This is a genomic window from Chlamydiota bacterium, from assembly GCA_012729785.1.
GTDB lineage: Bacteria > Auribacterota > Tritonobacteria > UBA1439 > UBA1439 > UBA1439.
The window spans coordinates 55,022-69,473 of record JAAYCL010000035.1; the positions used below are offsets into that span (position 1 = coordinate 55,022).

Here is a 14,452-nt window from a genome sequence, read left to right on the forward strand (position 1 = left end):
TTCTCCGTTACGGGAGGTGGTCGATGAGACGGATCGGCGTGATCGCCGCGGCGCTGCTCGCACTCCCCGCGGCGGGGCGGGCGAGGACGGTGAATATAGAGTACATCCTCGACTCCTCCGGGAGCATGCACGGACTCGTCGGCGGGGAGACGAAGCTCGACATCGCCAGGAGAACGCTCCTGGATCTCCTAGGGCGGCTTCCCCGCGACGCCGCGGAGGTCGAGCTGAACGTGGGGCTCCGCGTCTACGGGCACCGGACCGGCGACCGGGAGGATCCCGCCGTCGGCTGCAAAGACACCGCGCTCGAGGTTCCCCTCAACGGCGTCGACGAGGCGGCGATCAGATCCAGGGTCGAGGGGCTGCGGGCGCGCGGGAGGACGCCGATCGAGTACGCGCTCCGGGAGGCGGCGAACGACTTTCCCGCGGGACCGGGGCACGACAACATCGTGATTCTGATCAGCGACGGCAAGGAGACGTGCGGCGGCGACCCGTGCGCGGCGGCGAAAGCGCTCCGCGAGGCGGGGGTGGGGCTGCGGATCCACGTGGTCGGCTTCGACATCAAACCGGAGGAGCGGGCGGAGCTGGAGTGCATCGCCAGGGAGGGCGGGGGGGGCTATTTCCCCGCAGACTCCGCGGCGGGGCTCGCAGAGGCCCTCACGAAGGCGCAGTCGCGGGCGCTGAGAGAGGAATCCGAATCGGTCACCGTTAGGGTCGCCTCCGCCGGGACGCTCCGTTTCGATCCCGCCGATTGGGTGGCGCGGGATCCGTATACGGTGAAGATCGTCTCCGCGGCGGACGGGCGCGAGGTAGCCGCCCGGAAGGGGACCCTCGCGGATATTTCGCTACCCCCCGGCGCGTACCGCGTCGTCTGGCGCCAGACCGAGCACGGGACGAACGACATCGACCTCGGCGGGGAGGTGGCGGTCAAGGCGGGGGAGACCGCCGTGGTCCGGCTCAACACCGGCATCCGCCTTGTTCCCGCGCGTTGGATCGCGTCCCCCCCGTGCCAGTGGACGCTCAAGGATCCCGCGAGCGGGAAGACGATTGTCCGGGTCCGCGGGACGTGGGACGCCGTCCCCGCACCCGTCGGGGTCTACTCGCTCTGGTACCGGCAGTGGGAACACGGCTCCAGCGAGATGTGCCTGGCGAGATCGGTGACGATCGCCGACGGGAAATGCCTTGAGGTGGACGTGAACACGGGGCTCGGCATCGTCCCGCCGCAGGAGGGCGCCCCGGCGCCGTACCGGTGGGTGCTCATTGCGAAGGGGACAGGGAAGGAGGTCGTCACCGTGAACGGGGAGTGGGGCCCCGTGCCGGTGCCGCCGGGGGTCTACATCCTCAAGATGCGCCAGACCGAGCACGGGCACTCCCTCTCGGAGGTGGTTTCGGACCTCGTGATCGGGGACGGGCAGGTCGTGGAGCTGCGGCTGTAGAGGCAGGCGCGGAGGAGGAGGCGCGTTCGATGAAGGAAGCTGACTACGACCGGGAACTCGCGAGGCTGATCGACCACACCCTCCTGAAGACGGACGCGAAAAAGGCCGATTTCGACCGCGCCTGCGCGGAGGCGAAAAAGTACCATTTCCGTTCGGTCTGCGTCTTCTCGGGGGACGTGGAGTACGTGGCGGGCAAGCTCCGCGGCTCCGATGTGATCCCGATCGCGGTGGTGGGCTTCCCGCACGGCCAGATGACGCCGGTCGCCAAGGCGTTCGAGGCGCACGACGCCATCGTCCGGCGGGGGGCGCAGGAGATCGACATGGTCATCAACGTCAGCGCCCTCAAGAGCAAGCACTACATCATGGTCCTCGATGATATCCAGCAGGTGGTGAAGGCGTGCGAGGGGAAGCCGGTGAAGGTGATCATCGAGACGGGGCTCCTCAGCACCTACGAGAAGGTCTGCGCCTGCTGCCTCGCCAAGACCGCCGGCGCGCGTTTCATCAAGACCTCGACCGGGAAGGAGGAGGGGGGGGCGACGGTCGAGGACGTGAAGCTGATGCGCGAGGTCGTGGGCGACGAGGTGCTGATCAAGGCGAGCGGGGGGATCAAGACGGCCGAGTTCGCCTACGCGCTCATCGCGGCCGGCGCGAACCGCATCGGGACGAGCCAGTCGGTCGCGATCGTGACGGGGAAGACGGCGAGAGGGGCGTACTGAAGCGGTTTCCTGTTTCCGGGTGCCGGTTCCCCGGGATGGCGCGGAAGGGCGCCCTGCGACCGGCCAGGTTTTCGTTTTTCGGGGATACGCGTGCGGTGCGCGGCGAGAGATACAGGGGGAGCCGGATGAACACGAAGGGAATCTGCGTCGGTCTGATCGCGGGGATCCTGTGGATGTCGGGCGCGTTCGCACAGGGGGAGGCGCCCGTTGCGACGCCGACCGTTCGGGCGAAGGGGACGGTCGGCGGGCCGTGCGAATACGTCGACTACCCGGGTACGGCGACCGTCACCCGGATGACGAGCACCGATCAGTCGAGACGGCAGGCCCTCACGCCCGGCGGCGCCGGCTACCCGGGCGTCGAAATCTGGTTTTCCTTCAAGACCGACGCCAGGATCTCCCAGGACTGGGCGCGCAAGGTCGTCGACCGCGAGCATCTGTTCCGCCTCGCCAACTCCTGGTACCCGGGGGAGCGGTACATCGACAAGTACGGGATCAAGGTGGGCAACATCTACCCGTGCACGCTGAGGATCATCACGCGCGGCACCTGCACCCCCGCCATCTTCAAGTTCCCCGGCGACAAGGACCGGGACTACTTCGAGTCGAGGCAGGAGGAGTAGCCCGCCGGAGGGGGCGCACCGTGCTCCTGGAACTCCACTGCCACTCCTCGAGATACTCCGCCTGCAGCACCCTCTCCCCACTGGAGCTCGTCCGCGCCGCGCGGGCGAAGGCCCTCCAGGGGATCGTCTTCACCGAGCACCACCGCCTATGGAGCGACGAGGAGCTCCGGGCGCTTCGCGTCGAGGCGGAGGTGGAGAATCAGTTCGCCATCCTCTCCGGCCAGGAGGTCTCCACCGACGGGGGGCACGTGCTCGTCTACGGCGCGGGCGAGTCGATCGCCCCGGGCGCGACGCTGGCGCAGCTGCGGAAACGGTTCCCCCGCGCGGCCCTCGTTCTGGCGCACCCGTACCGGGGCGGCGGGGCCGTCCGATCCGCGGAACTCTGCAACCCGGCGTTCGACGCGATCGAGATCTTCAGCGGCAACCAGACGGTGCGGGAGAACTGCCGCGGGCTGATGGACTGGCACCGGCACAAGTTCACCGCCGTCTCCGGCACCGACAGCCATTCCAGCGCCTTCCTGGCGGTCTACCCAGCCCAGTTCGACCACCCGGTGCGGAGCATCGAGGAACTTGCGGGGGAGATTCGAGCGGGGCGCTGCAGGCCGTTCTTCAAGGAGGTGCCGAAATCCGGCGCGAGCCTGGAGCTCGTCGAGATCACCATCGGGACCAAGGGGGAGGACGAGGCGCGCCCGCGCCTGATCTTCAGGCGCTACGACCGGAGGACGAAGTGGGAGAAGGCGTCGCGGGCGTTCGAAATCGTCGAGGCGATATACCGTCGGGGGTTCGACGCGGGCCCGTTCCGCGTTCCCGCGCCGATTGACCGCGAACCGGAAACCCGGACGATCATCGAGGAAGGGCTCCGCGGGAGGTCCCTCTACGACCGGCTCAAGCGCGGCGCGCCGCCGGGTGGGGGCGCCCACCTCGATCTGGCGGCGCGGTGGCTCGCCCGGTTGCATTCCCTCCGGCTCCGCGTGACGCCTCCGGACGAGTTTCTCCCGAACGAGAGGCGCCGCCTCGCCCGCTACGTGACAAGCTTCTCGAGGATCGGGCACCCGGGCGCCGAAACGGCAAAGGCGATCGCCTCGGAGGTGCTCGCCTGCGAGGCGCGCATCGTCGCCGAGGCCCCGGAGGCGCTCGTGCAGTGCCACGGCGACTACCACCCGAAGAACATCCTCATCGGCCGGGACCGGGCGGATGACGAGGCGACGCGTTTCGCCTCCGCGATCGACTTCGAGAGTTCGTACGTCGCCCCCCCCGCCTTCGACGTCGGGTGCTTTCTCGCGCAGTACGAGAACCAGTGCGCCGCGCTCCCGGGGGTGCTCGCGGAATTCCCGGCGGGGCGGTTCCTCGCGCGGTACCGCCGGCATGCCGGCGGCCTGCCGCGGGAATTCTCCGCCCACGTCCGCGTCTTCCAGGCGCGCGCGAATTTGAGCATCGCCTCCTACCTGATCGCCGTGGGGAAGGGCGACAGCGCCGATCTGGAGCGGACGATGCGCCACGCGGAGACGGCGCTCGGCCGTTCGTGCGGGCGGGGCGGTCGACGGGCGCGTGCCGTAACTCCCGCCGGCCCCATCGGCCGCGGAGGAGGAGGCGGATGAAGGTGATCTGTATCTCCGAGCGCGCGCGGTTCGAGGGGGAGTTGAACGACAGCCCCGCGGCGAGGGCGATCGCCGCGGCGCTGCCGCTTGAATCGGAAACGAACCGCTGGGGGGACGAGATCTATTTCGACATCGGGATCGCGTGCCCTCGGGGCGGAGAAACGATGGAGTTGGGGGTCGGCGATATCGCCTACTGGCCGCAGGGACGCTGCCTCTGCGTCTTCTTCGGTCCCACCCCCGCGAGCCGCGGTCCCGCGCCGGTCCCGGCGAGTCCGGTGGCGGTGGTGGGGAGGACCGGGGCGCCCCCGGAGGTCCTCCGGTCGATCGGTGACGGCGAGAGGATCAGGGTATCGGCGGGTTGACGGCGGGGGCGCGGCGTTCGATCGAACGCGCCCCCGGCGGGCGGGGTATTCGCGGAATCCGCGGCGAGCGGCGGAGGCGGTCTGCGACGGCGCTCGACCGGATGCATCCGGCTCGAGCTACCTCGTCAGGAGCGCGTTCTTTTTATCCTCGAGGTTGAAGCCGCACCAGGGGGAGGGGCAGAAGCCCTTCTCCTGCTGCGAGACGCAGTTGAAATCCTCGAGCGAATCGAGCCCCGTCGCGATGAGGCCGCAGTAGACCCGCGCCCAGAAGTTCGCCCGCGTCTCCGCGTGGTACTTCGACCAGTCGGTGCCCCAGTCGAGCGGCTGCTCGTAGTGCGAGCGGATGAGCCCGCCGATGTGCTTCGGGTGCCAGCCGATGCTCATCAAGGTCCGGCAGACCGTCTGGATGCTCGTCGGCGTCACGAGCCCCCAGGAGGAGTTGCGCACCGCCTGCCCGGCGCAGGGGGGGATGCCGCCGAGGTCGAGGCGCCAGTACGTCTCCGGCCACCGCTCCGCGGGTTCGTGCTCCACGGCGTCGAAATCCCGGTGGAAACGGTAGAGCGGGGAGGCGAGGTAGTCTTCGATGACCCTCCCCCATCCCGCCGCGGCGTCCGGGATCGCAGAGGAGACGGCGCCGGCGTACTCGGCGGCGCGGTCCAGGTCCCTCCTGATCTCGAGGAGCTCCTTCGAGGAGAGCGTTCCCCGGGGCACGGTGGCGTAGACCGGGAGCCGGCGGGCGAGTTCCTGGCCGATGCGCCCGACGTAGACCTTGTGTTTCTGGTGCGTGGAAAACGAGGTCCGGATGTCGCGCATGAAGAGCGGATCGGCGTATTGCGTGATGTCGAGGTTCATCCCCTCGCGCCCGCGCGGCGTCCGCGCCGACGCGACGTCGGAGATCATCACCGGGAGCGGCCCGCGGCCGGCGGAACGCTCGATGACACGGTGGCAGAGGAATTCGGTCAGGCGGCCGATGGCGCTGTAGCCGCGGGCGTCGCGCTCCGGGAGGGGGCGCGTGCGTTTGTTGTCGCCGCCCGGGACGACGGCGTACTTCTCCATCAGGCTCCTCTCCGGCGCCCCGATCGCCTCGAGCCGCGCGTGGACCGGCGAGGAGAACGGGATGCGGGAGACGAAATGGTAGCCGGAGGCGGTCGTGTCGTTCAGGTGCGGGATGCCGTAGCCGTCCAGGAGCTCCTCGATGAGCCGGTAGGTCGGCTCCATCAGCTCGAAGTAGGCGATCTGGTCGCCGTAGAGGCCCGCCCAGGTGTCCAGGTTGAAGTACTCGACGTCCCAGACGGCGAGGGTGGCGTCCCGGTCCCAGACGGAACGGAACAGGTCGAGCCCCTCCTCCATCAGGCCCGGGAGCCCGTCCTCGTCGGCGAGGCGAAGGGGGCGCTGGTAGCCTTGGCGCACGAGGTATTCGCCGAAGCCGACGAGGTACTCGCAGGTAAACGGCCGGCCGCCGCAGAACTCCTCGACGCGGGCGCGGACGGCGTCGCGGAGGTAGTAGTTCCGGATGGCGCGGAACGCCTCTTCGGACATCACATGGCTGAGCATCTGCATCGCGAAGTCAGAACTTGCCGTTCCAATGGTACATGCCGAGGCTGTAGCCGCAGTTGGGCTGCCAGCAGAATCCCTTCTCGAGATGGGAGACGCAGTTGTGGTCGAGCAGCCGGTCCACCCCCGCCGCCATCAGCCCCGAGAAGAGGCGCACATAGAACGAGGAGCGGGAACCGGCGTCGAAATGCGCCCACCGGTCGGGGCCCCAACCGTAGTTCCCCTCCCACTTGGAGCGAACGAGGCCGGCGATGTGCTGCGGGTGCCAGCCGAGGGCGAGGAGGCAGCGGGTGAGGGTCTGGAGGTTGGTCGGCTTGAGCAGGTTGTCGTTCGGGATGCGGAGGGAGTGCTGGACGCATGGCGGCAAGACGCGCATGTCGAAGGCGCGGTAGGTCTTGTCCCAGACGGACCACGGGTCCTGCTTCTCGCTGTCGAACCACTGGTGGAACCGGTGCAGCTTCGAGGCCTTGTACTCCTCGACGACCTTCTTGAAGTTGACCGAGTAGTCGGGGATGAAACAGTAGGTGCTCTTGGCGTACTCCGCGCAGTTGCGGAAGTGGCGCCGCATCGCCATGCACTCGTTGAGCGACAGCTTTCCGCGCGGGATGGCGATCTGGATCGGGGTCCCGTCGGCGATGGCGTCGCCGACCTTGTAGCGCTGGACCTTGTGCTTCTGGTGCGTCGAGAAGGCGCAGCGGATGTCGCGCATATAGATCGGATCGCCGAAGCAGGAGAGGTCGACCGAGATCGCTTCGCGCTCCCCCTCCTTGAGGCGGCCGATGGCGACGTCGGTCAGCATCACCGGGAGCGGGGTCGCGGCCGCCGCGGCCTTGATGACCTCGTGGGCGAGGAACTCCATCACGCGTCCCATCCCGTCGAAGGAGCGCCCGTGGCGGAGCGACACGTGCCGGTGCCGCTTGCTCAGGTTGACCCGGTACTTCCCCTCGAGCGAGTCGATCAGGTTCCCCATCCCCTCGAGCATCAGATCGGTCTTCGTCCCCGACTGTATCTGGAACGAGAAATGATACCCCTGCCCGGTCATGAGGACGAGCGGCTGGATGCCGTAGCGCCCGTAGACGTCGAGGATCGCCCTGTAGACCGGCTCGATCTTCTTGAAGACGCCGACCTGGTCGAGGTAGACCGCGCCGGGGCGGTCGAGGTTGAAATACTCCACGTCGAGCACGCCGAGGGTGTGGACGCGGTCCCACAGGGAGCGGAAGATATCGAGGCCGCTGTCGAGGATGTAGTGGAACCCCTTCTTGGGGGTCGAGACGTACGGCTCGGGGGCGAGGTTGCCGATGAGCGCCTCCCCGTAGCCGACGAGGTACTCCGCGGTGCAGAGCTCCGGCTCCTGGGCGCTCCCCCCGCAGTATTCCGCGATCCGCTCCTGCACCTCCGGATCGCGGTAGTACTCCTGCGCGGTCAACATGGCGTTGCTCCCCTTCGGGATAGATCGGCGTGGTGCGGCGGACGGGACGTTCCGAGCGAGCAGCACGTGTCGCATAGTATCGCCCAAATGCCTTTCGCCTGACCAGCACTTTTTTTGTCCGCCGAGCGGTTCCGGCCCGCCGCGCCGCGCGGCGATATTCGTTGTCGAAATGCCCCGGTCGATCTGCTACCGTTGCAGGGGATGGAGGGGCCGCCATGCCGATCGCCGCCGCCGCGTTCGTCGCGGTCGCCGTCTGGGCCGTTGTCGCGTATAACCGGCTTGTCCGCGACGCCAACCTGGTTCGCGAGGCGTGGAGCGGAATCGACGTGCAGTTCAGGATGCGCTACGACCTCGTGCCCGCGCTCGTGGAGACGGTGAAAGGGTACCGCCTGCACGAGCGCGCGCTCTTCGAGGAGGTCGCCGCGGCGCGCGCCCGCTGCGCCGGCACCGCGTCGATCGCCGACAAGGGCGCCGCGGAGAGCGCCCTCACCCGGGGGATCCGGTCGCTCTTCGCGGTGGCGGAGGCATACCCGGAGCTCAAGGCGAGCCGCAACTTCCTCGACCTCCAGAAAAGCCTGACGGAGGTCGAGGACCGGATACAGCACGCGCGGAGGTATTACAACGGCACCGTGCGCGACTACAACATCCGCGTCGAGTCGTTCCCGGGCATGGCCGTCGCCCGCGCCGCGAGGTTCCGCCGGGCGGACTATTTCGAGCTAGAGCTCGCCACGCAGCGCGATGCGCCGGGGGTCGTCCTGTAAACCTTCCGGGACCTATGGGGTCTGTGGGGCGACGATGAGCGCAGGGAAAACGCCGAGAGCGAGTCTCCGCCTCTTGTGTTTCTCCGCCGCCTCCCTCTTTCTTTTCGCCCCGCTTCCGGCCCGCGGCGCCGACGAGGTCATCCGCTCCTTCCACAGCGACATCGAGGTGCGCAGCGACGGCACGATGGCGGTCGTCGAGACGATCAGGGCGGTGAGCGCGGGGCGGGAGATCCAGCGCGGGATCTACCGCGACTTCCCCACCCGCTACCGCGACCTGTACGGCAATCGGTACCGGGTGGGGTTCGCCGTCCGGGGCGCTTCGCGCGACGGGGCGCCGGAGCAGTACCGGGTGGAGCCGCGGGGGAACGGCTACCGGGTCTATCTCGGCAGGAAAGATCTGTTCCTCGCGCCGGGAGAGCATACCTGGACGCTCGACTACGTCACCGATCGCCAGCTCGGCTTCTTCGAGGCGCACGACGAACTCTACTGGAACGTGACCGGGACCGGCTGGGGGTTCCCCGTCGAGAGAGCCTCCGCCGCCGTCAGGATACCGGGCGGCTTCCCTGACGAGGGGACCCGGCTCGCCTGCTACACCGGACCGCACGGATCGCGCGAGCAGGCCTGCGCGGCGTTTGTCGGGCCGGACGGGACGGCCCGCTTCCGGACAACAAGGGCCCTGGCGCCGCACGAGTGCTTCACCGTGGTGGCGGGATGGCCCAAGGGGGTCGTCAGGGAACCGACGCGGGAGGAGCGGGCGGCCTGGGTCATGCGCGACAATCGCGCGGCGTTCGCCGGCCTCGCGGGACTGGCGCTGGTGCTGGCCTACTATCTCGCCGCGTGGGCGTTCGTCGGCATCGACCCGTCGCGCGGCACGATCATTCCCCTCTACGAGCCCCCGCGCGGCTTCTCGCCGGCCCAGGCACGGTACCTCTGGAGGATGGGCTTCGACCAGAAGGCGTTCTCCGCCGCCGTCATCAACCTCGCGGTGAAAGGGCACCTGAAGATCGTCGAGGACAGCGGCGTCTATACGTTGAGCGCCGCGCGCGGAGGGAAGGGGGAGCTCGCCCCGGAGGAGAAGCGGATCGAGGCGGCCGTGCTGACCGCGGGGACCGGGATCGCGCTCGAGCAGGACAACCACGAGATCGTCCGCCGCACGCTCAGGGATGTGCAGGCGGATTTGAAGCGCCAGTGCGAGCGGGTCTATTTCGTCACGAACGCGGGCTATCTCGCCGCGGGCGCGGTACTCTCCGCGCTCGGGCTTCTCGTCGCCGCCCTGCAGGAGGAACGCGGGGAGATGCGGGCGGCGATACTCTTCATGGGGGTCTGGCTCACGGCGTGGACGTTCGGCACGGCGATGCTCCTGTCGCGCGCGGCCGCCGCGTGGCGGACGGTGCGGTACGGCGGCGGCGGGGTCGTCGCGCGCTGGAGCGGGGCGATCGGGGGCTCCCTCATCGCCGGCCTCTTCCTCGCGGCTGAGATGGCGGGGATCGTCTTCATCTGCGGCGCGACCTCGCCGCTCATGGGCTTCGTCGTCGCTGCGTACGGCGGGGTCAATCTGCTCTTCCATCGTTTGCTCAAGGCCCCGACGCGCGCGGGCAGACGGATACTCGACGCGCTGGAGGGGTTCAGGATGTTCCTCTCGGTCGCCGAGAAGGATCGGCTCAACTTCCTCGCCCCGGCCTCGCGGACCCCCGAGCTCTTCGAGCGGTTCCTGCCATACGCCCTCGCCCTCGACGTGGAGCAGCAGTGGTCGGAGGCGTTCTCGGAGGTCCTCAAAGGCGCCGCCGAGGGCGGCGAGGGGTATTGCCCCGCCTGGTACGCGGGGGACGCGTGGAACGCGCAGCGCGCCGCCGCGTTTGCCCCGGCGCTGGGCGGTGCGCTCGGGGGGGCCATCTCGTCGTCTTCGCAGGCGCCCGGTTCGAGTTCCGGCTTCGGAGGGGGGGGAGGGAGCGGGGGCGGGGGCGGGGGCGGCGGGGGCGGGGGCTGGTGAGGGGCGCAGCGGTTCGTTCGACGGTTTCCCGCCGCGCGGGAGGGGTCAGGCGATGGTCCGATGCGGCACGCAGGACGCCGCGGCGGCGCCTTTCGGCTTCCGCCTGATCACGCGCACCATCCTGCCCGCCTGCTCCAGGATGTCGAGCGCCTGGTCGATATCCTCCTCCGTGTGCGCGGCGGTCACCGCCGCGCGGATGCGGCTCGTTCCGGGCGGCACGGCGGGGGAGAGCACGGGCAGCACGAAGAGCCCCCGCTCCTGCGCGAGCTTGGTCATCATCAGCGTGCGCTCGTCCTTGCCGCAGATGATCGGCACGATGGCGGTCTCGCTCTGGAGCGTGTCGAACCCCCGGGCCTTGAGGCCGTCGATGAAGAGGCGCACGTTGCGCCGCAGCTTCTCGATCCGCCACGGCTCCTCCTCGATCACCTCCAGCGACGCCTTCGCGGCCGCGACCTGCGCCGGGGGGAGCGCCGCCGAGAAGACGAACGCGCGCGCGCTGTGCTTGAGGTACATCACCGTGTCGCGGTCCGCGGCGATGTAGCCGCCGACGCTCGGGATCGTCTTGCTCAGCGTGCCCATCTTGATGTCGATCGCCCCCGGCATCCCGAAATGCTCCTCGATGCCGTGACCGGTCTTCCCCAGGACGCCGAGCGAGTGCGCCTCGTCCACCATCAGAAGCGCCCCGTGCTTCGTGCAGAGGCGGCGCATCTCGGGGAGGTCGATGATGTCGCCGTCCATGCTGAAGACGGCGTCCGCCACCACCAGCTTCCCCGCCCCCGGGGCGGCCTCGGAGAGGCACCGGTCGAGGTCCGCCATGTCGTTGTGTTTGCAGCGGACGAAATGGGCCCGGGAGAGGATGCAGCCGTCCACGATGCTCGCGTGGTTGAGCTTGTCCGAGATGACCACGTCGCCGCGGCCGACGAGCGTGGAGACGGTTGCGAGGTTCGTCACGTACCCGCTCGAGAAGACGATCGAGTCCTCGGCGCCGGTGAAGGAGGCGATCTTCTCCTCGAGCTCCCGGTGGAGGGCGAGCGAGCCGGCGAGGATGCGGACGCCGTGCGTCCCCGTGCCGTAGCCGTCGATCGCGGCCTTCGCGGCGGCGTCGATTTTCGGGTGCCCGATGAGGCCGAGGTAGCTGTACGACGCGAAGAGGAGCATCTCGCGGCCGCGTGCGAGGATTCGGGCGCCGTCGATGTCCTTCACGGGCTGGAGGTAGAAGTAGAATCCCATCTCGCGGCCCCACTCAATCCGGGCCTTGAGCTTGGCGATCTTGTCGGCGATGGGGTTCATCAGGCGTCCTTTCGCACGGGGGTATCCTGGATCACGACGGCGCAGTATACATAATCCCCAAATGCCGCGCACGCACTTATTCGGAAATGCCCGGGGACGACGCCCGGCGGGCCGCGGCTCAGCTCTCGAATCGGCAGTAGAGCCGGTCCGGGAGCAGGCGCATCGCCCACGCCACGAGGCGCCAGCGCGGCGAGACGTAGGCGTGCCTCCTGCCCTTGCGTATCGCGGCGGCGATCCGGCGCGCCGCGGCGTCCACCGAGACGACCCAGAACGCTCCGCGCTGCCCCTCGAGCATCCCCGTCGAGACGTGGCCGGGGCGGATATCGGTGATCAGGACGCGCACCCCGTCCCGCCGGGCCCTGATCCGGTATCCGTGCATCAGGCTCGACACGAACGCCTTCGATGCGTTGTAGACCGGCGACCCGTGTCCGCCGCGGATCGCGGCCACGGACGAGATCCCGACGATCTGCCCTCCCCCGCGGGCCCTGAACAGGTCGTACGCGTGCCGGAAGAGGGCGGTGAAGCCGGCGATGTTGACCGCGATCGTCTCCGCCTCCTGCTCCGGGCTGGGGTCCTGGAAAAGGACCCCCGCGCTGATGACGACGAGGTCGACGCCTCCCATCTCCCGGATGAGCGCGTCGAACGCCTCCCGCGTCTCTTCCGGGCGGCGGACGTCCAGCCGGGCGACGCAGCTCGCCCCGGGAAGCTCGCGCTGGAGTGCATGCAGCAGCCCGATCCGGCGGGAGGCGAGCCCCACGAGGTACCCCTCGCCCGAGAGGATCTTCGCGAGTTCCCTGCCGATACCCGCGCTCGCGCCGACGACGATCGCCCGTTTCACGTTCCATCCCTCGGGCCGGACAGAAGCCTGGTCGGGCGGGGGAGCGAAACCTCACCCCCTGACCGGCCCATTGCCCGGCGGGAGATCAGTATAGCGCACGAGGCGGCGCCCCGGCACCCAAAACGGTTTCTCCGCTTCGCCGGTTGTGGTATCGTGTGCCCCGACGCGGCGATCAGGAGGGGGATGGGCATGGAAGAACGGGCGGAGAATTCCGCGGAGAACAGGGCGCTCGCGCGCGCGCGGGCGGCGCTCGGCGACGCCAAACGCGTCATGGACGCGGGCGCCATGAAGGCGACGCAGGTCCCGCCGGCGCGGGCGGCGGGGCGGGCCCGGGTTCATCGCGCGCAAGCGGCCGCGGCGGCCCTGACCGCCGCCGCATCGGTGTTCCTGATCGCCGCCGCCGGCTACCACCGTTTCCGCGTGTCGCGGATGGAACAGGACATCCATGAACTTTCAGCGATGGTCGAGGCGGCGCGGGAGCAGCAGAAGGAGGCGGAGCGGATCCACCTGCGCAGGGTCGAGGAGCTGACACGCGAGCTCGACGCGATGCGGCAGCCCGCCGGCCCGCCGCCGCGCCGGAGGTTCCTCTGGATATTCTGAGCGACCGGGGGGCACCGGGCCTCGCCTTGAAAGGACGGGGCGGGTGAAGGTCAGGATCGTCCGAAGCCGCAGGCGCACGCGGACCGTGAGCGCGCGCCTCGTCCGGGACACGCTTCTGGTTCGGGCGCCCGAGAACCTCCCGGCGGAGCGGGTCGAGGCGTTCGTCACCCGCTTCAAGGAGCGGATCCGGCGCCGCCGCCTGGCAGAGGAGATGAACCGGGACGACGCGCTTGATGCGCGGGCGCGTCTCCTCGCGGCGCGGTATCTCCCCCCCGCCTTGCCCCCGTTTGCGGCGGAATACAGCCCCGCCCAGGAGAGCATCTTCGGCTGCTGCGACCGCCGGGCGGGGCGGATCCGCGTTTCGTACCGGGTGCGGATGATGCCCCGCTGGGTCAGGGACTACGTCATCATCCACGAACTCGCGCACCTCCTCGTGCCCGGCCATGGCCGCCCGTTCCGGGACCTGGTCTCCCGCTACCCGCTGGCAGAGCGCGCGCGGGGGTTCCTGATCGGGGCCGGGATGAGGAGGGAGACCCCGGGCCCGGCATCCTGCGCACGGGGCGGCCCCGTCCCCGGCGAACGGATCCGGGGCGGAGAGGCGCGGCCGGACCGGGTGGCTGCCGGCGGCGCCGCGCCGCGGGAGGCTCGGTGAGAGAACAGATCAGGCGGCTGCTGGAGGAGGGGAAGAGCCGCGCCACCTGCCACAGCGCGCGCATCGCCGCGGTCATCGAGACGCCGCGTGGCGAGCGCGTCGTCGGCTGGAACGGCCCTCCGGGGAGGGCGGGCGGGCACCCGCGTTGCGCCATCGGCGGCGGGATAACCCCGCAGACCCTTCGCGACTGCCCGGCTGTCCACGCGGAAATCCGGGCGATATGCCGCGCCTCCGCAGCGGGGATCGCGACCGAGGGGAGCACGCTCTACCTGAGCGAGTGGTTTCCGTGCGCCCCCTGTGCCGTGGCGATGGTTGAGGCGGGGGTCAGGCGGCTTGTCGTCGCGTCGAGGATCGTCTACGCGAAGGACGACTGTTACAACTTCGGCCTCGCAAGGGAGTACCTCAGCCGCGCCGGCGTCGCCGTGGAGGAGTGGTAAGAGGTGGGGTCAGGTCCTTATTTATTATATTAGCTCAGCTAATATAATAAATAAGGCTCATGACGTTTCTTTGTGAAAGATTTTCACGGCTGCGACAGGAGTACCAGCATCAGGCATGACATATCTCCCTGGCCGGCTTGAGGTTGAGCCTTCAAGGGCTCCGCTCAAGCCGGCC

The 14,452-nt window shown here is 69.3% G+C and carries 14 protein-coding genes; 10 read left to right on the forward strand and 4 right to left on the reverse strand.

Features of this window, described 5'->3' with window-relative positions; translation table 11 throughout:
• The first annotated feature begins 23 nt into the window (after positions 1-23).
• The 5 genes from GXY35_08145 (at position 24) to GXY35_08165 (ending at position 4,726) form a co-directional block, all read left to right on the forward strand.
• Positions 24-1,433 (forward strand): VWA domain-containing protein, encoded by a 1,410-nt coding sequence (locus GXY35_08145; GenBank protein NLW94545.1) that lies wholly within the window; start codon positions 24-26, stop codon positions 1,431-1,433.
• A 29-nt stretch (positions 1,434-1,462) separates the two neighbouring features.
• Entirely contained in the window at positions 1,463-2,149 is a 687-nt protein-coding gene (gene deoC, locus GXY35_08150; GenBank protein ID NLW94546.1) for a deoxyribose-phosphate aldolase, read from the forward strand.
• Positions 2,150-2,274: 125 nt separating this feature from the next.
• Positions 2,275-2,766, forward strand: coding sequence for a hypothetical protein (locus tag GXY35_08155; protein NLW94547.1), 492 nt, complete (start codon positions 2,275-2,277; stop codon positions 2,764-2,766).
• A 20-nt stretch (positions 2,767-2,786) separates the two neighbouring features.
• Positions 2,787-4,364 (forward strand): phosphotransferase, encoded by a 1,578-nt coding sequence (locus GXY35_08160; protein NLW94548.1) that lies wholly within the window; start codon positions 2,787-2,789, stop codon positions 4,362-4,364.
• Positions 4,361-4,726 (forward strand): hypothetical protein, encoded by a 366-nt coding sequence (locus tag GXY35_08165; GenBank protein ID NLW94549.1) that lies wholly within the window; start codon positions 4,361-4,363, stop codon positions 4,724-4,726. The genes GXY35_08160 and GXY35_08165 overlap by 4 nt, the downstream gene beginning before the upstream one ends.
• A gap of 117 nt (positions 4,727-4,843) precedes the next feature.
• On the opposite strand, the gene GXY35_08170 is transcribed toward GXY35_08165, so the two are convergent.
• Positions 4,844-6,280 carry a hypothetical protein gene (locus GXY35_08170; GenBank protein NLW94550.1) on the reverse strand — a complete coding sequence of 479 codons (1,437 nt, stop codon included), beginning with the start codon at positions 6,278-6,280 and terminating at the stop codon, positions 4,844-4,846.
• Between the two features lie 13 nt (positions 6,281-6,293).
• Positions 6,294-7,709: a hypothetical protein gene (locus GXY35_08175; protein NLW94551.1), complete on the reverse strand. Its 1,416-nt coding sequence runs from the start codon at positions 7,707-7,709 to the stop codon at positions 6,294-6,296.
• A gap of 215 nt (positions 7,710-7,924) precedes the next feature.
• On the opposite strand from GXY35_08175, the gene GXY35_08180 reads away from it, so the two are divergent.
• Positions 7,925-8,470 (forward strand): LemA family protein, encoded by a 546-nt coding sequence (locus GXY35_08180; GenBank protein NLW94552.1) that lies wholly within the window; start codon positions 7,925-7,927, stop codon positions 8,468-8,470.
• 34 nt (positions 8,471-8,504) lie between these two features.
• Entirely contained in the window at positions 8,505-10,460 is a 1,956-nt protein-coding gene (locus GXY35_08185; GenBank protein NLW94553.1) for a DUF2207 domain-containing protein, read from the forward strand.
• A gap of 45 nt (positions 10,461-10,505) precedes the next feature.
• Here GXY35_08185 and GXY35_08190 read toward each other — a convergent pair whose 3' ends face one another.
• Positions 10,506-11,750 carry an aminotransferase class I/II-fold pyridoxal phosphate-dependent enzyme gene (locus tag GXY35_08190; GenBank protein NLW94554.1) on the reverse strand — a complete coding sequence of 415 codons (1,245 nt, stop codon included), beginning with the start codon at positions 11,748-11,750 and terminating at the stop codon, positions 10,506-10,508.
• A gap of 118 nt (positions 11,751-11,868) precedes the next feature.
• Positions 11,869-12,588, reverse strand: coding sequence for an SDR family NAD(P)-dependent oxidoreductase (locus GXY35_08195; GenBank protein ID NLW94555.1), 720 nt, complete (start codon positions 12,586-12,588; stop codon positions 11,869-11,871).
• Positions 12,589-12,777: 189 nt separating this feature from the next.
• Here GXY35_08195 and GXY35_08200 point away from each other — a divergent pair, with 189 nt between their 5' ends.
• The 3 genes from GXY35_08200 to GXY35_08210 all read left to right on the forward strand — a co-directional run bounded on the left by GXY35_08200 (position 12,778) and on the right by GXY35_08210 (position 14,277).
• Positions 12,778-13,188 carry a hypothetical protein gene (locus GXY35_08200; GenBank protein NLW94556.1) on the forward strand — a complete coding sequence of 137 codons (411 nt, stop codon included), beginning with the start codon at positions 12,778-12,780 and terminating at the stop codon, positions 13,186-13,188.
• Between the two features lie 211 nt (positions 13,189-13,399).
• A complete protein-coding gene (locus tag GXY35_08205) occupies positions 13,400-13,840 on the forward strand; it encodes a M48 family metallopeptidase (protein ID NLW94557.1) in 441 nt (146 codons plus the stop codon).
• Positions 13,837-14,277 carry a hypothetical protein gene (locus GXY35_08210; protein NLW94558.1) on the forward strand — a complete coding sequence of 147 codons (441 nt, stop codon included), beginning with the start codon at positions 13,837-13,839 and terminating at the stop codon, positions 14,275-14,277. The genes GXY35_08205 and GXY35_08210 overlap by 4 nt, the downstream gene beginning before the upstream one ends.
• Positions 14,278-14,452: the final 175 nt, after the last annotated feature.